Genomic DNA, 16,763 nt, shown 5'->3' on the forward strand with positions numbered 1-16,763 from the left:
TACTTTATGATACTTGCACAACGATCCATACTACTGCCGGCTGCGCTGTCTCTCGCCCTGCTGGCAGGCTATCCCGCCGGCGCGCAGCCCGTGGCAACGGAAAGGTCCGCCCCGGGGCAGCGAATACGACCGGTCAGCTTTGCCGACGTGGTCATCACCGATGCTTTCTGGACACCCCGTATCGACAGCGTAGCCACGGCCACCCTGCGCGCCTGTATCGACTACACGGAGAACAGGACAGGCCGCATCCGCAATTTCGAAAAGGCCGCCCGCAGAAAGGGCGAAAAGCACGAAGGCATCTACTACGACGATTCCGACGTGTATAAGGCGATCGAGGCCATCGCCTACTGCCTGCGCAGCCATCCCGACGCCGCCCTCCGCCGGAAGGGCGACGAATGGATCGCCAAAATAGCCGCCGCCCAGTTGCCGGACGGCTATCTTAATACCTATTATACCCTCACGGGGCTGCAGAACAGGTGGACCGATATGGAAAAACACGAGGACTATTGCGCCGGCCATCTCATCGAAGCCGCCATAGCCTGGCATGACGGCACGGGCGACCGCAAGCTGCTCGACGTTGCGATTCGCTTCGCCGACCATATCGATTCGGTATTCCGCGGCCGCAACCGCCACTGGGTCCCGGGCCATGAAGAGATCGAGCTGGCCCTGATGAAGCTATACCGCCATACCGGCAACGAAAGATACCTCCTCCTCGCCCAGTGGTTCCTCGACCAGCGCGGCCACGGTTACGGCAAAGGCGTTATATGGGACCAGTGGAAAGACCCCGACTACTGTCAGGACAAACTACCCGTAGAGGACCAGGACCACATCACGGGACATGCCGTCAGGGCCATGTATCTGTACTCGGGTATGTCCGACGTAGCGGCCGTTACGGACAACGCAAAATATCTGTCGGCGATGGACAAGGTCTGGAACGACGTCGTCGGAAGGAATATGTATATCACCGGCGGCATCGGAGCGGAAGCCCGCAACGAAGGATTCGGCGCACCCTACGACCTGCCTAACGAAACGGCCTATTGCGAAACCTGCGCCTCCGTAGGCATGGTGCTCTGGAACTCGCGGATGAACCTGCTGACCGGCGACGCCAAATATGCCGACGTCCTCGAACGCAGCCTTTACAACGGCGCACTGGACGGCCTTTCCCTATCCGGCGACCATTTCTTCTACGGCAACCCGCTGGCTTCGAAAGGAGGAAAAGGAAGAAGAGAATGGTTTGGCACGGCCTGCTGTCCTTCCAATATAGCAAGGCTCGTATCGTCCCTCGGCAACTATATCTACGGAACCACCGGCAAGGGGATCCTGGTGAATCTTTATATCGGAAGCCGCACGACATTCCAGGTCAACCGGAAAAACGTTGCCGTCGGCATGCAAACCGGCTATCCGTGGAACGGACAGGTCAGCCTCCACATAGATCCTGCCACGGCGCAAAGCTTCGAGCTGTCCCTCCGGCTGCCCGGCTGGCTGAACACGCCGGCGCCCGGCGGTCTTTACTGCTATACCGATTCGGCGGGATCCGCGCCGCAACTGCTGGTCAACGGCAAACCGGCGGCGTATACCCTGCGCAACGGCTACGCCGTCATCAGCCGGACCTGGAAAAAGGCGACGTGGTCACGCTCGACCTCCCCATGTCCGTCCGAATGGTCGCCGCGCGCCCGGAAGTACGGCAGGACAGCGACCGCGTAGCTCTGCAATATGGACCCATACTCTATTGCGTTGAATCCGCGGACAACGGCGGCGTCTGGGATTTCGTTCTGCCCCGCAACGCCCGCTTCACGACCGACTTCGACGCCAGCCTTCTGGGAGGCGTGAACAAGATCGGATTCGACGCGGTCGGGGCACAGGTGTCGGCGGACGGCCAGTCGCTGTCTTCGGTCGAAAGAAGGATGACGGCGATACCCTATTGCACCTGGGGCAACCGGGGAGCCGACGCCATGCAGGTATGGCTGCCGCGTTCGTTCCGCCAGCTGCTGCCCTGAGAACACAGGTCCCGCTAAACTCCCGCACTCCCACTGAACAGTTCCCCTCAAAGCATAAAAAAAGCCGGCTTCATGCCGGCTTTTTCGCGGGTGGTCATCGCTATAACACCACCGGAAATTCGCTGATCCGGAGTGTCGTGCATCCATAGGGTATGAGTGTGATGTTCACAGGCAGGCTCTCCTTCAAATACTCGATAGTGCTGTATGGCAAAGGACCGGCGCTGCCGTTGTAGAGCTTCCATTCGGGTATCTGTTTGCCCTTCGCCCTGATCTCGACGGGGGCATTTTGCGGATTCCAGGGGTAGGCTTCACTATTTGGTTTTTCAATGACCCTGAATGTTGTCTCAGGATGCTTTATGCATTCCTGCCAAAGACCGAAATTCCAGGGAGATCCTGGGTAGACCTCCTGATAGTCGCCATAGCGGTCCGTGTTGGCTACGTCTTTCCAGTTCTCCTCGACCTTCAGCGCATAGACGAGAGGCCCCCGCTCGACTCCCACAGAGTTGTTGAACCACCGGCTAGTCGTAACCGACATCGGCAGTTGCAACTCGACGACGTCTCCTTTTTTCCATTTGCGGACGACCCTTTCTATCTGCCCGCCTTTTGGCTGCATGTATATTTTTCCGTTGACCCTTATGGTGGCTCCCGCGCACCAGCCCGGCACACGAAGATGCAAGGGGAAGCTGGCTTCGGCCTCGCTGTTGTAAATGAACCGCACCTGTTCGTTGAAAGGGTAGGACGTCTCCTCCGTAAACTCGACCTCGGTGCCGTCGGCTATCCGGGCCTTCACCGAAGAAGGACCATAGACCAGGGCCGCAAGACCGCCATCCGCGCTGGCATGCCAGAGATTCTGCACGAACTTGGGCCATCCCTGGTGCATATTCGTCGTGCAGCAGGGGAAGCCCGTCAGCACGCCAAAACAAAGGTCTGTGCCGTCGTATGCCGTGACAAAATTCCTGTTCTGCCGGCTGACCTCTACCTGGTTGGCCTGCTGGTAATACTGCCGGCCGTTGTAGTCATCTGTGATCTGCGCCGGAAGGGCATTGTAGGCGATGCGTTCCAGATGGTCCATCATCCCAACGTCGCCGGTGATCGTCATCATGCTCTCCAGCGAGAACATCAGCTCGACCGCGGAGCAAAGCTCAGATCCCTGCACGGGGTCATTTCCGCGCGTAAGCTCGTCCGCTCCATACATCCCCTGCACCTGCCCCTGATACAGCCGGATGTCCTTCAATGCCTTGCTGACAGCCTCCAGATACTGACGCTCCGGACGCTGCTGATAATATATCACGGGCGACTTGATGCCCTGGGCCAGATTGACCCCATGAAATTTATAGGTAGCGGCAAGATCGTTCGAATGAAGGAAATTGTCGGTCCAGTCGAAAGTTTGCCTGTGGATGATCTCAGCCAGATCGAGCAGATAAGCTTCGCCCGTGACATTGTACAGCCAATAGACTATCTGCAGATTGTCCGCCCCGCGCTGCGATCCCCACCAGGAATAAAACCCCAGCGGCGTCCTGGGCAGCATCTGCAGCTGATACCGGGTGTAACGCAGCAACAACTCGATGACCCTCTTGTCGCCGGTTGCCGTATAGTACTGCTGCAGCACCTTCATCATCACCATTTTCGGCCACCAGTCACGAGCCCTGTCCCTTTGCAGACCGGCCTCGGGCGCGGGTTCGCTGACCGGCGGGATCGGACCGAAATAGCCGTCCTTCATCTGGTTGGCGATCGACCATTCGACCCACGGCCGGACCTTGGCCTTCAATTCGTCGTCGTCGAGGATATAGGCGAGGGGAACAAGGCCATCCAGCCAATACGGCCCGCGCTCCCACACATCGCCGTCGCCGCCCAGCCAGCCGTTGCGGCTGCCGAGAACGGACGGATACAGCTGGTCCAGCCGGCCGGCCATTCCATTCTTCATATCGACCAGCTGCTGTCTCAGCCAGCCGGCCGGCCTGATCGCGCCGAATGGAAGATCCAGAAATGGTTTCTGTTGCAGCGGCGCTCTGTTCTGCAAATAAGGAGGGTTTCCCTTAGACTCGTCGTGGTTGGCTTGCGCCTGATAGGTTAGCATAGAAATGGTTAAAAACAGAAAAATGTTCCGTGTCTTCATGACCTTAAATATTAACAGCACCAAATATGGTCCATCTATTCATATTTTTGTAGCGCAGGCCCCGGATTTGTAATAGAACGTTTCCGGTAACGTTGCCGGAAACAAAAAATAGCTCTCTATGGAAAAACACCCCGTTACAATAAAAGACATCGCCAGACAACTCAATATTTCTGTTTCTACCGTATCCAGAGCTCTCCGGAATGTGTCGGACATCAATCCGGAAACGAAAAAGGCCGTCCTTGAACTCGCCACACGGCTCAATTACGAGCCGAACATCATGGCTCAAAGCCTTGTCAAACGGAGTACGAGGATCATCGGCGTCATCGTGCCGGCTATACACTCCCACTATTTCTCACAGGCCCTCAGTGGCATGACCGACGTCGCCAACGAGAATAATTACTATCTCATGTTCTGTCAGAGCAATGAGACCTATGTTCAGGAACTGGCCAGTATGAAAAAGCTGCTGGCCTGTAATGTCGACGGCCTGTTGGTCTCGATCTCCAAGGAAACCAAAGACCCCTCCGAATTTTGCAAAGTGAAGGAAAAAGGCGTGCCCATCGTCATGTTCGACCGCATCCTGCCCGATTTCTCCTGCAACAGGGTCATCGTCGATGAATACGAAGGAGCCTATAAGGCAGTCGAGCACCTTATAAAAGGGGCTGCAGACGGATCGTCCATATTGCCGGCCCGGAAGGCCTCTCCATCTCCGAGAACCGGCTGCACGGATACCTCGACGCGCTCGGCAAACACCGGCTGCCGGTCGACGAAAGGCTGATCCTGCGCTGCAAGGCGTTCGAGGAAGACGCCCTCCCCTGATCAAAAAGATCGCGAAACTCCGGCCACTGCCGGACGGGATATTTGCCATCAACGACCGGACAGCCGTCCTGGCAATAAAATACTTCCGCGCACACGGCATCGCCATCCCCGCGGACCTCCGCATCGCCGGGTTCAATGACGACCCCATCAGCGAAGTCGTCGAACCGTCCCTGACAACGGTCATGCAGCCAGGATATGAGGTCGGGAAACTCGCGATGGGCATTCTGATAGACGAGATCTGTAAAAAGTCAACGATCGAACAGACTTTCCGCCTGAAGACCCGGCTTATGATCCGGAATTCGACCAGGTAGGTTGCCCGTCATTTATTCACCGGCTCCTTCCCCAGCAGGTCCGGCTCGTCCCGTGACCTTCGCTTTGCTCCGTCATCCCATAATCACGAACCTTTATATCCTCCCGATTCCTCAAAAACGTCGCCTCATGGATCAGAGCTGGCGCAATTGGAGAATAGTGCGGTTGAATATCCGGAGATGGTCGGTTACATAAGGGTATAAAATTAGTAATTTGTAAGCGCCGGCGCCGCGGGGTGTCCAATTTCGATAAACCCGGTTGTTATAAGGGTGTAAAAACAATCTATAACAACTAAATTATTGACAATGAGAACGCTAAATGTTTTTAACTTTATCACGCTGAACGGCTTCTTTCAGGCGCCCGGCGGCGATATCAGCTGGCATCGCCATGACGGAGAGGTCAGCAAATTTTCGGACGAGAACTCCCAGCGCGGCAGCACGCTGCTGTTCGGACGCGTCACATATCAGATGATGGCTGCCTTCTGGCCGACCGAAATGGGCAAACAACGCGCACCCGTGACCGCCGACGGGATGAACAAATCCGAGAAGATCGTCTTTTCAAAGACACTGAAAAAAGCCGACTGGCAGAACACCACGCTCATCAAGGACGACCTCGTCACCACAGTGCGCCGGCTCAAAACCCAGGAAGGCAGCCCGATGACGATCCTTGGCAGCGGTAGCATCGTCTCCCAGCTGACCGAAGCCGGACTCATCGACACCTACAGCTTCCTGATCGACCCGGTAGCACTCGGCGACGGCACACCCGTCTTCAAAGGAATAACGAACAAACTGGACCTCGAACTGACCTCTTCGCACGTATTCAAAAGCGGGATCATCCATGTCACGTACACACCGTTAAAAAGCTAATATATGGAAGAATATATCGTACTCATGCGGCTGGACCTGATCACAAAGGAAAAGCAGCCCACACCCGACCAGCTGAAAGGCTATATGGAACAGTATCAGCAATGGGTCGACACCATCGTTGCTCAGGACAAATTTGTCGGCGGTACCGGTCTCGATCCCAAAGGCAAGGTGATCAGGCCTGGCGGCGTCATCACGGACGGACCATTCGCGGAGATAAAGGAGAGCCTCGCGGGCTTCATGGTCATCAGAGCGGCCAGCCTCGACGAAGCGGTACAACTGGCGAAAGGCAATCCGATACTCAATGGCGAAGGCAACAGCGTAGAGGTGCGAAAGATCAATGGACATCGCTGAGATCATACCACAACTATTCAGGACGGAATACAGGAAGATCGTCGCCGTCCTCTGCAAACATTTTGGCTTTGACCAGATAGAGATTGCCGAGGATATCGCCAGCGACACCTTCCTGACGGCGGCAGAGACCTGGGGACAGAAAGGTCTCCCGCCGAATCCGGCCGCCTGGCTGTATACGGTCGCGGGCAACCGCGCGAAGAACTGGCTCAAGCGCGGCCAGCTGTTCAACACCAAACTAGCCCCGCGACGCGCCGCCGCCCCGAGGCAACAGACGATCCCGAACCCGAGTTCTCTCCGCAGAATATCAACGACAGCCAGCTGCGGATGATGTTTGCGATCAGCCATCCCGCCATCCCACCCGAGGCGCAGATCGGCCTGTCGCTGCGCGTGCTCTGCGGCTTTGGCATCGACGAGATCGCCGAGGCCTTTCTGACCAACAAGGAAGTCATCAACAAACGCCTGTTCCGCGCGAAGGAGAAGATCAGAGTGGCCGGTGTCAGCCTCGACCTGCCCGGACCCGCGGACATCGAAACAAGGCTGTCGTCCGTACTGACGACGATATACCTGCTGTTCAACGAAGGGTATTATTCCGCCAGCGACAACCGTTCACTAAGAAAAGACCTTTGCTTCGAAGCCATCCGCCTCGGCCAGATGCTCATTGAAAACGAACCAACCAACGGCCCCGAAGCCAATGCGTTACTGGCACTGATGTGTTTTCACGCCTCGCGCCTTGACGCACGCCTCGACGCCAACGGCGAGCTGGTCCTCTACGAAGAACAGGACACCAGACTCTGGAACTCGGACCTCGTCAGCAAGGGCGGCTATTTCCTCAACTGTGCCGCCAGCGGCGCCCGTCTCTCGAAATATCACCTCGAGGCGGGCATCGCCTATTGGAATACACAGAAAGAAGACACGGAACAAAAATGGCAGAACATCCTGCAGCTGTACAACCTCCTCCTCCAGGTGGACTATTCGCCGATGGCGGCGCTCAACCGCATTTATGCGCTGTCGAAAATAAAAGGCAAACCCGAAGCCATCCGCGAAGCCGAACGACTCGACCTGCGGAAAAACCGATTCTATTATACATTATTGGGAGACCTGTATTCCGAAGTAGACAATGAGAAAGCCCGGCAGCACCTGACCGAAGCCCTGGCCCTCGCGCGTACACCCGCCGAGCGGACGGCATTGCAGAAAAAGATCGACGAACTCCCTTAATTCCGCCGGTAAAATACGGGCGACCCGTCGACCCGCGAGAAAAGGAACAACGGCCCGTGCTTTGTACGCACGATCTTACTATCCCGGATCTCTCCTTCGAGTAACAATCCCGATCGGGACATCGAAATCGCGGACAGTGGAGGGACCCCGGAACCACCGGCTCCGCGCCGCGAGGCTAGCACCGCCCCATAGCTCGCGTCATACCTCCCCTCGTACGGCATCACCCCGTCAAAATTCCCCGCGGCGATAATATCTTTACGGCCATCCCCATCCACATCCTGCACCAGCCAGCAAAACACCGGAGACCACTGTGCCTCTTTCGGAAGCCGCGACAGCGAGTAGCCGCCCCGCCCAGTATTCATCAACACCGAAGAAGACAGGTCCTCCGCCTGGAGAGTGAGCGAACGGCCCAGAGCGTCGCCCAGGATCTGCTCTACCGTCTGCCCGGCAAACGTCGAATAGTTATTGTATCGTTTACGGATGACCGATGGCATATGCCGCTCCAGCTCGTCCTTACCCAGAAAAGGATAGTACTTTCCGTCCTCGGCAACTGCCAGCAACTGGTCGGACTGGCCGTTGTTGTCAAAATCGCCGCAGTATAGTCTTATCGGCGAGGCGGCACTCGCCTTCAGCTTCGAGTTCCTCCCCCAGTTGCCCGCGAGCAGGTCTTCGCGGCCGTCGCCGTCAAGGTCCACGGCCTGCAGGCAGGTCCACAGGCCGGTACTATGGCCCAAACCCAGTTCGGTCGTAACATTCTTTAAATGCCCGTGCTGGTTGCGGAACACCGTGATCGGCATCCACTCGCCCGCCACGACAAGATCGGGCCAGCCGTCCTTGTCCATATCCGTGAATACCGCGGAGCTGACCATGCCGATACGGGAAAGCTCCGGTGCGGCGGCATCCGCCGCCCGACTGAAATGCCCCTTGCCGTCGTTGATCAATAAATAAGACTCGGGTGCGGCGCCGTAGTTGCCCGATACGGCACAGCCGCCGATGAACAGATCGGGGTGGCCGTCGCCATTGACGTCGCCCGCGACAACCACCGACTTGTTCTCCGGCAAAAAAGGAAAATCCGCTGCGCGCGAAAAATGGCCCTTCCCGTCGTTGAGATAGAGCCGGTCCTGAAGGGCAGGGGATCCATCCATATATTTATTGCCGCCGCTGACCACCAGCAGGTCGGGGTGACCGTCGCCGTTTGCGTCGAAGAAGATGGCGTCTGCGTCTTCGCAGATCGCGTCCGCGCGGAAGAGTTCCTCGTTGCTGGGCTCGAACTTCCCCGAGGCCAGCTGCCGGAAAAGACTCCCGGGCTGCCGGTCATTGCCGCAGATAAAAATATCGTCGAGCCCGTCCCCGTCAATATCGCCAATCGCCACCTTCGGCCCCCGCGTAGACAATTGATGAGGGATCAGCGGCTGGGCGTCGAAATCGTTAAATGCAGAGGGAACCCGCCGCCAGGGGAAAGCCACCGAATCGGTCACGTCCCTGAGTAGCGGTTCCTGTGAACCGCGTGAACCATGTGAACCATGTGAACCGTCCGACACCCGTGAACCGTCCGACCCCCGTGAACCGTCCGATCTCCGTGAACCGTCCGATCTCCGTGAACCGTCCGAAGGCAGCAACGCCGCCCCAACTCCCGCATTCGCATGCTCCACCACCACCCGCCGGTCGGCCCCGAACATTCGTCAGCAACTGCGTCAACCCATCCGGCCAGATCACCTGCACCGTATCCACCACCGTATCCGCCCCCAGTCCAAAATGTACATACTGCAAACTACTGCTCTCAAACCCGTGCGTCGGCGTCAGATAGTTGAACTGCATCACCCCCTTGTCAAATACCACCACCTTCGCCCCAAGCCCCAGCGGGTTCGCTGCCGAACCAACCAGCTGAATATCGAGATAGTGCCCCACGGATCCCCCATTCTTATACAGCAGCGCGGGGCCATTCACCGTATTGACCACAATATCCAGCGCCCCGTCATTATTCAGGTCAACGGAGAGCGCGCCATTGGAAAAAGCCGGCTGGACAATCCCCCAGTCCTTACTCCTGTCGGTAAAGACGAGACTGTCCGATCCCCTGGAAGATATAGTTACCCGCCTTCCCGTCCGGGCTCCTCGCCACCACCCCCACATCAACCCGCCCGCCCGAAGAAAAGAACTTTATAAAGTCCAGATCATTCGGCCGGTGCTGGATGCCATTGGAAATAAAAATATCCTTGTGGCCGTCATTGTCGAAGTCCGCGACCAGCGGAGACCAGCTCCAGTCCGTGGCCGCTACGCCCGCATAGAGCGCGATATCGCTGAACCGCATGCCTCCACCGGTATTCAGCTGGAGGCAGTTGCGCGAATACTGATAGTTGTAGCCGTATTTGTGTTTCAACTGGAAGATGCTCAGCGGATCGTCCCCCGAGGATGTCTTCTGCAGCCGCTGCTGCGGTGGCAGCATGTCGAGGGTGATCAGGTCGAGCCAGCCGTCATTGTTGATATCCGCGATATCGCTGCCCATCGAGAACCGGCTCTGGTGCGCGAAGGCCTGCTGGTCTATCTCGGAAAAGCGCCCGTTGCCCAGATTGAGGTAGTAGTAGTCGTTCTCGTGAAAATCATTGCTGACATAGATATCGTCCCAGCCGTCGTTGTTCAGGTCGCCCACCATCACATTCAGCCCATAGCCGATGATGCTTTGGTAGATACCCGCCGAACCCGTAACCTCGACGTAGCGCCGAACGCCCGGAGCAATACTGTCATTGCGCAGCAGATGGTCTCCGCTGACGGGGCTGGTCACGCGCCGAAGGGAGGTGTCGCCATAGCTTTCGTTCGAATGGACAGAATGGTTGACGATAAAAAGATCGGGGTCTCCGTCGTGGTCATAGTCGAAGAAGACGGCCTGGGTGTTGAACCCCTCTATGTCCAGTCCATACTCATGGGCCCGCTCGGAAAAACTACCATCGCGGTTATTCACAAACAGCTCGTTCCTCCCACGAAACCCCTTATACCCGCCCACTTCGGAAAGATAGATATCGGGCCAGCCGTCGTTATTCACGTCCGCTATCGTGACACCCGTCTTCCAGTTACCCCTACCCGCGACGCCGGCAGCGGCGGTCACGTCATCAAATTTAAAATTGCCCTTATTGAGATACAATCTGCACCCGCCCTGATTGGAGACAAAGAAAAGATCAGGCAGTCCGTCCCTATTGAAATCCGCGGCCGCCACCCCTCCGCCATTATAATAATACAAATAGTCGAGTATGCTGAGGCTATCGGTGTCCACCACCCGATTGGTAAAGGCGATACCCGTTCGTTCGGCCGGTAACAGTTGGAATAAGGGCGCGGCCTTCCCCCGCGCGCAGCTTCTCTCCCGCATGCGGCCAGCAGCGGAAGCAAAACAATATAGAGGAGGAATTTCTTCAATCCGTCAAATATCACCTTTTTTAGCTGACCGACGGCATAATCCGCGGCTCTTGCCGTCAGCGCCATATAGGTCAGCGACGGGTTTTGACAGGCCGCTGACGTCATGCAGGCCCCGTCCGTGACAAAAACGTTCGGCGCATCCCACACCTGATTGTGTCCGTTCAGCACCGAGGTCTTCGGATCCCGGCCCATCCTCGCCGTACCCATTTCGTGTATGCCCTGACCGATAGCATATTTGTCGCTGTCCCAGGTCGTGATATTTTTGACCCCGGCGGCCTCGAACATGGCCACCAGCTCTTTTACGATATCCTTACGCATCTTCAGTTCGTTCTCCTTCAGCTCGGCATCCATCGAGAGGACGGGGAGACCCCATTTGTCCTTTACATTCTTGTCCAGGCTGATCTTGTTCTCGTGATAGGGCAGGATCTCGCCAAATCCGGTTGCGCCGATCTGCCAGTCCCCCGGCTCGGTCAGCGCCTCCTTGAGACCGGCGCCGATGCTCATCTCCGCGACGTCGCGGCTCCAACCCTCTCGCTGGCGCTGCCCTGATAGCCAAAGCCCCGCAGGAAGTCGCGCTTGTCCCCGCCGATGTTGGCAAAACGCGGGATATAAAACCATTGGCCCTCCGGCCATAGTAGTATTTGTCCAGATAGCCGTCCACCATGCCCTGCGCGCCCAGCATATAGTGGTGGTCCATGACGTTATGCCCGAGCTCGCCGCTGCTGCTGCCCAGCCCGCCGGGCCATACATCCGTGGCGGAATTCATCAGCACCCAGTGCGCTGTTGAGGGCCGAGGCGTTCAGGAAGACGATCTTCGAATTAAAGGTATAGGTCTTGTTGTTCTCCGCGTCGAGGATCTCGACACCCGTCGCACGGCGCTTGTCCTTGTCGTAAAGGATCCGCGTCACGATGGACCAGGGCCTCACCGTCAGCCTGCCCGTAGCCATCGCAGCCGGCAGGGTAGAGGACTGGGTACTGAAATAGCCGCCGAAGGGACAGCCTTCCCAGCAGCGGTTGCGGAACTGACACTGCGTACGGCCGGGGATAACCGCAGTCAGATTGGCCACACGACCGATGAACATATGGCGCTGCCCCTCCCACTTCGCCCTGATTCTCGCGGCCACGTCCTTCTCCACGCAGTTGAGGTCCATCGGCGGCAGAAAATGCCCGTCCGGCAAATGCGCCAGCCCTTCTTTCGAACCGCTGATGCCCGCAAACTTCTCCACATAGGTATACCAGGACTCGAGGTCCTTATACCGGATGGGCCAGTCGACCGCAATACCGTCCTTTAGATTGGCTTCGAAATCGAGATCGCTCCATCGATAGCTCTGTCTCCCCCAGAGGATCGACCGGCCACCGACCTGATAACTCCTCCACCATGTAAAGGGTTTTTCCTCGACGTAGGGACAGTCCTTCTCATTGGCCCAATAGTCCATGATGGGTTCGTGCGCCGCCGTGCCGTACATCGCCCAGTACCGCGATATGACCGGTCTGTCCTTTTTCTGCTGCTCGGTGGCCCGGTCCCGGTGCGGCATCTCCCAGGATTCTTGTCCGCGCTCTTATAGTCTTTGATATGCTCGAAGGCGGCCCCGCTCGAGCATCAGTACGCTGAGCCCTTTTCTCCGTAAGCTCTTTCGCTGCCCAGCCGCCGCTGATGCCGGAGCCGATAACTAGTGGCGTCATAAGTATTGTTCATATCGCTAGTGTTTTAGGTTGATGAATAGTTGGGTCGTGTCGTTGTTCCTGGCTACTATAAATATAGGTTGATGTTTTGTTTTGACGGTCTGAATATCCCGGATGGCGCTACTGGACAAAAAAGCCCGACTCGCGGCCGGCAGCGGCGTAAAATCCCCTTTCCCATTTCCCCTTTAAAAACAACCCGTAACCCGCGTCATAGATGCCGGCTTCGGGTTTGGACTCGTAGAAATTCCCGCCGATCAAAAGGTCGGTAAGTCCATCGTGGTCAAAAATCTCCGGCGCTGAGACCATACACGGGCGAGAACTGCGCCTCGGTCGGCAATGGCTTCTTTACAAATCCACCCTTCCCGTCGCTGAGAAATACACAGCTCTCCAATTCATAGGCGTCGAGTTTCACCGTCTTGTCGAGCTGCTCTTTCGTAAAGATATCCTGGACGGTCTGTCCCTTATAGTCTTCGTAGTGGAGGTATTTTTTCTTCAGGTAGGGGAGCGCCGCGACCAGGTCATGTCTTAACGCCATCGGATACTGCTTGTCGCCGTTATAACAGCAGACGATCTGCTCGACGGTCCCGTTCTGGTCAAAATCACCCGCATAACAAGTCACGGGTTTGGTCGCGCTCGCCTTAAACCTCGAGTTCAACCCATGATTGCCGGCAATGATATCCGGATAGCCGTCGCCGTTGACGTCGGCGATCAGCAGCCTGTTCCACCAGCCATTGGTTCCGGCCAAACCAACGGTGGAAGTCGTCTCGCGGAGCCGGCCTCCCTCGTTATGGAAAATCCTCACCGGCATATATTCCCCGACAACGATCAGATCAGGCTTCCCGTCCTTGTCATAGTCACACCATTTCGCATCCGTGACCATACCCGCCTTCTCCAACTCCGGACATAGTTTAGACGTCACATCCGCAAACTTCCCGTGCCCGTCATTCTCCAAAATATACCCCTTGCACGGATACCCATAACTAAAGGGCTTCAACCGAACCCCCACAAACAGGTCCAGGTCCCCGTCCCCGTCAATATCGGCAGCCGTAACACAACTCGTACTTTCAAAAATTGCGGCCGAAGGCAGCAGCTGCGGCGACTTTACGAACCCTCCGTGCCCGTCATTAAGATAAAGCCGGCTGATCAGCGCCGTGGAATTCGGCGAGAACTCGTTGCCCCCATCTGCAGACAAAGAGGTCCTTATCCCCATCCCCGTCGGCATCGAAGAACAGCGCGTCCACGTCCTCGCATTCCTTGTCTTGCGGGGCAAAGGCCCTCCTCACAAATTTTCCACCACCCCCTGGATATACAACCCTTTCTCCTGTCCCTTCGCCCCACAGATATAAACATCGTCCAACCCATCCCCGTTCACGTCTCCCCACCGCCACCCGCGGTCCGGCGGTCGAGAGCATGGAGAAGATAAGCCGGGTCGCGGTTGAAGTCGTTGAATTCGTTCTCCTGATGAATGAAGTTGAGACCAGATGTGGTGGTAAATAGCGGTTTCTCTGAGATTGCGGGTGTGGGCTGGGTGGTTGTGGCGTCTTTTTCGTTGAGTGTAATGATACTGTCCGGGCGAAGCCCGGATAACACAGTCCGCCGTCCGGACGGCCAGTCCACCACCAGCGAGTCGACCCGGGCCGCCGTCCCCAGTCCAAAATTCTAGTCTGGAATCGACCGTCGATTCAAAACCCCGGATCGGTTGCTCCTCCTGATACGCGAGCCGCGAACCATAATAGACCGTCGCCTTCGCCCCAACGGCGTAGCGATTCAGCCCCATCCCATGCAAAACAACCTTCAGCCAGTGATTGCCCGGCACCCCGGTATTTCGGTACACAAAAGCCGGCATATTGATATTGTTGACCACGAGGTCCAGTGTTGCCGTCGTTGTCGAGATCGACATAGGCGCTGCCATTCGAGAAGCCCGGCTGGTCGAGTCCCCACTCCCGCGCCATATTCGTAAATTTCAAATCCCCGTTGTTGTGAAACGCATAGTTCGGCATAGGGTGGGAGGGGATCAGATCGATCAGCTTGCGGAAGTCCCGGTCCTTGCCGCTGAGGATGCTCGACATCACCTCCTGGTTCGAGATATACTGTATATAGTCTTCGTTGGTCAGGTCCTTATAGATGCCGTTGGCGACGAAAATATCCTTGTATCCGTCGTTGTCGAGGTCGGTGATTAGTGCGCCCCAACTCCAGTCCGTGGCCTCGCACCCCCGAGAGTCTTCCGATCTCGCTAAAGCTGCCGTTGCAGTTGTTCAGTTGTAAAGTATTCCTTGTGAACTCGATTCCAGTAGCCATAGTGGAGGTCCAGCTGTACTTCTCCCAGTTCTCGAAAGTCGTGTTGATCTTGATCCTCGACTCCTCTTCCGGCAGCATCTCCGTCACGAAGATATCCGGATACCCGTCGTTGTTGATATCGGCCATATCCGCGCCCATCGAGGCATTGCTGATGCTGTGCATCTGGCTTTCCAGCTCTTCGCGGAAAGTCCCGTTGCCGTTGTTGATATAGAGATAATCCCGCTCGAAGAAATCGTTGGACACATAGATATCCGGCCACCCGTCCTTGTTGACGTCGCCGATCGTAACGCCAAGCCCAAATCCGATGACGCTCCCATAGATACCCGCCTCCTTGCTGACGTCCGTAAAATGCCCGCCGTCATTGCGGTACAGCCGGTCTCCGCCCAGCGAGTCGCGTATATTCCGCTCGTTGTGCTGGAGGTTGAAGGTACTGATCGGCTTCGAGGCATTCCGCAGCAGGAAGAGGTCGAGGTCCCCGTCGTGGTCATAGTCGAAGAACGCGGCGTGGGTCGAGTAGCCGCCGTCCTGGACGCCCCATTTCTTTGCCCGGTCCGTAAACGTCCCGTTGCCGTTGTTGATGTACAGTTGGTTCGGACGGGTATCGCCTTTGGCGATGCCGCTGCTGCACACGTAGATGTCCAGGAGACCGTCGCCGTTGACGTCGGCCATGCACACACCTGTCGACCATTTTCCCGCCTTGCGGATGCCGGCCTTTTCGGTGATGTCCTCGAAGTGGAAATTTCCTTTGTTGAGATATAGCTTGTTGTCGACCTGGTTACCGGTGAAGAAGATATCGGGTAGTCCGTCGTTGTTGATATCGCCGACGGCCACTCCGCCTCCGGTGTAATAGTTGCGGTAGGTAAAGATGTTAAAGGCTTCGTCATATTCGAGCTTGTTGTTGAAGTCGATTCCGGTCTGACCCGGGCCAAGCAGCTGAAACAGGGTATGCTTGTCGGCAGGCTGCACTTCACAACCTGCGATCGCCAGACAAAAAAGATAAAGCCAGTTCCTCATGGTGTTGCTACATTTTCTACGAGCAGATTGGTATAGTCTACGTTCACGTGGGCGTCGTCCTTCCGCCCGACGACGATCCTGCGGTTGCCGTCGACCTTGACAAATATGGTCCCGCGTTTAGGGTCGGTGAGTTTGATAAAATCATTGCCGGGGTACCATTTGGTATAGAGGCCGACCACGTCCTTTATCAGGCTGTCGGCAAAAAGACTCCGGTTCCGGGGCGCCCAGGCGTCGTATTCGAACTGGGCCCACATCTTATAGATGGTATCGTTCTTAAAAACAGGATAGAAGTTCATCGACGCCGCCTGTTTCAGCCGTCCCGGCCCATTCAGCTTGTAAAGAACGGCCGTGCTGTTGGCTCCGTCTTCGAATACGCCCTTGTTGTGCATTCCCCAGCAATAGTCATAGAATTGTTTTCGGGTCATCCCAAAATGAATATCCAGCAGAAGATGGTTGTCCTGTTTGCCACTTGGCCAGCTCTTTTTTGACGAGCCGCGAATAGCTGCCCGACCCGTCGCTACATGCGGAGAGGATAAGACAGAGGCAGGCCACACTATTTAAATAATTGAATCGAATCATTGTTTTTGGCTACTATAAATATAGGTTGATGTTTGGTCTTTATCACCTGAATATCCCGGACGGCGCCTTTTACAAAGAAACCGGATTGTTGGGCCGGCTGCGGCGTAAAATCCC

Annotated in this window: 20 protein-coding genes; 8 read left to right on the top strand and 12 right to left on the bottom strand. The window is 56.5% G+C overall.

The features are described 5' to 3' along the window. Window positions 1–6 precede the first annotated feature (6 nt). Complete coding sequence (locus tag ACQ86N_RS00725; protein ID WP_431213490.1) at window positions 7–1,704, top strand: glycoside hydrolase family 127 protein; 1,698 nt, start codon at window positions 7–9, stop codon at window positions 1,702–1,704. Further along, window positions 1,659–1,997: a hypothetical protein gene (locus tag ACQ86N_RS00730; protein WP_431213491.1), complete on the top strand. Its 339-nt coding sequence runs from the start codon at window positions 1,659–1,661 to the stop codon at window positions 1,995–1,997. The genes ACQ86N_RS00725 and ACQ86N_RS00730 overlap by 46 nt, the downstream gene beginning before the upstream one ends. Window positions 1,998–2,097: 100 nt before the next feature. On the opposite strand, the gene ACQ86N_RS00735 is transcribed toward ACQ86N_RS00730, so the two are convergent. Next, window positions 2,098–4,074 carry a beta-L-arabinofuranosidase domain-containing protein gene (locus tag ACQ86N_RS00735; protein ID WP_431213492.1) on the bottom strand — a complete coding sequence of 659 codons (1,977 nt, stop codon included), beginning with the start codon at window positions 4,072–4,074 and terminating at the stop codon, window positions 2,098–2,100. A 157-nt stretch (window positions 4,075–4,231) separates the two neighbouring features. On the opposite strand from ACQ86N_RS00735, the gene ACQ86N_RS00740 reads away from it, so the two are divergent. From ACQ86N_RS00740 to ACQ86N_RS00765, 6 genes are all read left to right on the top strand, one after another. Then, window positions 4,232–4,888, top strand: a complete 657-nt coding sequence (locus ACQ86N_RS00740) for a LacI family DNA-binding transcriptional regulator (RefSeq protein WP_431213493.1) — start codon at window positions 4,232–4,234, stop codon at window positions 4,886–4,888. A gap of 7 nt (window positions 4,889–4,895) precedes the next feature. Further along, on the top strand, window positions 4,896–5,240 hold the full coding sequence (locus ACQ86N_RS00745; protein WP_431217926.1) for a substrate-binding domain-containing protein: 345 nt from the start codon (window positions 4,896–4,898) through the stop codon (window positions 5,238–5,240). Window positions 5,241–5,543: 303 nt separating this feature from the next. Continuing rightward, window positions 5,544–6,104, top strand: coding sequence for a dihydrofolate reductase family protein (locus tag ACQ86N_RS00750; protein ID WP_431213494.1), 561 nt, complete (start codon window positions 5,544–5,546; stop codon window positions 6,102–6,104). Window positions 6,105–6,107: 3 nt separating this feature from the next. After that, window positions 6,108–6,455, top strand: coding sequence for a YciI family protein (locus tag ACQ86N_RS00755; protein WP_431213495.1), 348 nt, complete (start codon window positions 6,108–6,110; stop codon window positions 6,453–6,455). After that, on the top strand, window positions 6,442–6,783 hold the full coding sequence (locus ACQ86N_RS00760; protein WP_431213496.1) for a sigma factor: 342 nt from the start codon (window positions 6,442–6,444) through the stop codon (window positions 6,781–6,783). The genes ACQ86N_RS00755 and ACQ86N_RS00760 overlap by 14 nt, the downstream gene beginning before the upstream one ends. Continuing rightward, a complete protein-coding gene (locus ACQ86N_RS00765) occupies window positions 6,780–7,670 on the top strand; it encodes an RNA polymerase sigma factor (protein ID WP_431213497.1) in 891 nt (296 codons plus the stop codon). Before ACQ86N_RS00760 ends, ACQ86N_RS00765 begins: the two co-directional genes overlap by 4 nt. Here the strand turns inward: ACQ86N_RS00765 and ACQ86N_RS00770 are convergent. From ACQ86N_RS00770 to ACQ86N_RS00820, 11 genes are all read right to left on the bottom strand, one after another. Continuing rightward, window positions 7,667–9,148 carry an FG-GAP repeat domain-containing protein gene (locus ACQ86N_RS00770; RefSeq protein ID WP_431213498.1) on the bottom strand — a complete coding sequence of 494 codons (1,482 nt, stop codon included), beginning with the start codon at window positions 9,146–9,148 and terminating at the stop codon, window positions 7,667–7,669. The genes ACQ86N_RS00765 and ACQ86N_RS00770 overlap by 4 nt on opposite strands. Further along, a complete protein-coding gene (locus ACQ86N_RS00775; RefSeq protein WP_431213499.1) occupies window positions 9,099–9,800 on the bottom strand; it encodes an ASPIC/UnbV domain-containing protein in 702 nt (233 codons plus the stop codon). The genes ACQ86N_RS00770 and ACQ86N_RS00775 overlap by 50 nt, the downstream gene beginning before the upstream one ends. Beyond that, the gene (locus tag ACQ86N_RS00780) at window positions 9,709–10,878 is read right to left on the bottom strand and encodes an FG-GAP repeat domain-containing protein (protein WP_431217927.1); all 1,170 of its coding nucleotides are present in this window, start codon (window positions 10,876–10,878) and stop codon (window positions 9,709–9,711) included. Before ACQ86N_RS00780 ends, ACQ86N_RS00775 begins: the two co-directional genes overlap by 92 nt. Beyond that, the gene (locus ACQ86N_RS00785; protein WP_431213500.1) at window positions 10,767–11,579 is read right to left on the bottom strand and encodes a GMC family oxidoreductase; all 813 of its coding nucleotides are present in this window, start codon (window positions 11,577–11,579) and stop codon (window positions 10,767–10,769) included. Before ACQ86N_RS00785 ends, ACQ86N_RS00780 begins: the two co-directional genes overlap by 112 nt. A 197-nt stretch (window positions 11,580–11,776) precedes the next feature. Then, window positions 11,777–12,610: a GMC family oxidoreductase N-terminal domain-containing protein gene (locus ACQ86N_RS00790; RefSeq protein WP_431213501.1), complete on the bottom strand. Its 834-nt coding sequence runs from the start codon at window positions 12,608–12,610 to the stop codon at window positions 11,777–11,779. Window positions 12,611–12,878: 268 nt separating this feature from the next. After that, on the bottom strand, window positions 12,879–13,064 hold the full coding sequence (locus tag ACQ86N_RS00795) for a hypothetical protein (RefSeq protein ID WP_431213502.1): 186 nt from the start codon (window positions 13,062–13,064) through the stop codon (window positions 12,879–12,881). Then, on the bottom strand, window positions 13,039–14,028 hold the full coding sequence (locus tag ACQ86N_RS00800) for an FG-GAP repeat domain-containing protein (RefSeq protein ID WP_431213503.1): 990 nt from the start codon (window positions 14,026–14,028) through the stop codon (window positions 13,039–13,041). Before ACQ86N_RS00800 ends, ACQ86N_RS00795 begins: the two co-directional genes overlap by 26 nt. 98 nt (window positions 14,029–14,126) lie before the next feature. Then, a complete protein-coding gene (locus tag ACQ86N_RS00805; RefSeq protein ID WP_431217928.1) occupies window positions 14,127–14,408 on the bottom strand; it encodes an ASPIC/UnbV domain-containing protein in 282 nt (93 codons plus the stop codon). 32 nt (window positions 14,409–14,440) lie between these two features. Next, entirely contained in the window at window positions 14,441–14,830 is a 390-nt protein-coding gene (locus ACQ86N_RS00810; protein WP_431213504.1) for a hypothetical protein, read from the bottom strand. A gap of 46 nt (window positions 14,831–14,876) precedes the next feature. Then, a complete protein-coding gene (locus ACQ86N_RS00815) occupies window positions 14,877–16,070 on the bottom strand; it encodes an FG-GAP repeat domain-containing protein (protein WP_431213505.1) in 1,194 nt (397 codons plus the stop codon). Continuing rightward, window positions 16,067–16,624, bottom strand: a complete 558-nt coding sequence (locus ACQ86N_RS00820; RefSeq protein WP_431213506.1) for a hypothetical protein — start codon at window positions 16,622–16,624, stop codon at window positions 16,067–16,069. The genes ACQ86N_RS00815 and ACQ86N_RS00820 overlap by 4 nt, the downstream gene beginning before the upstream one ends. Window positions 16,625–16,763: the final 139 nt, after the last annotated feature.

The sequence above is a fragment of the Puia sp. P3 genome (assembly GCF_050632245.1).
In the GTDB taxonomy this organism is placed as follows: Bacteria; Bacteroidota; Bacteroidia; order Chitinophagales; family Chitinophagaceae; genus Puia.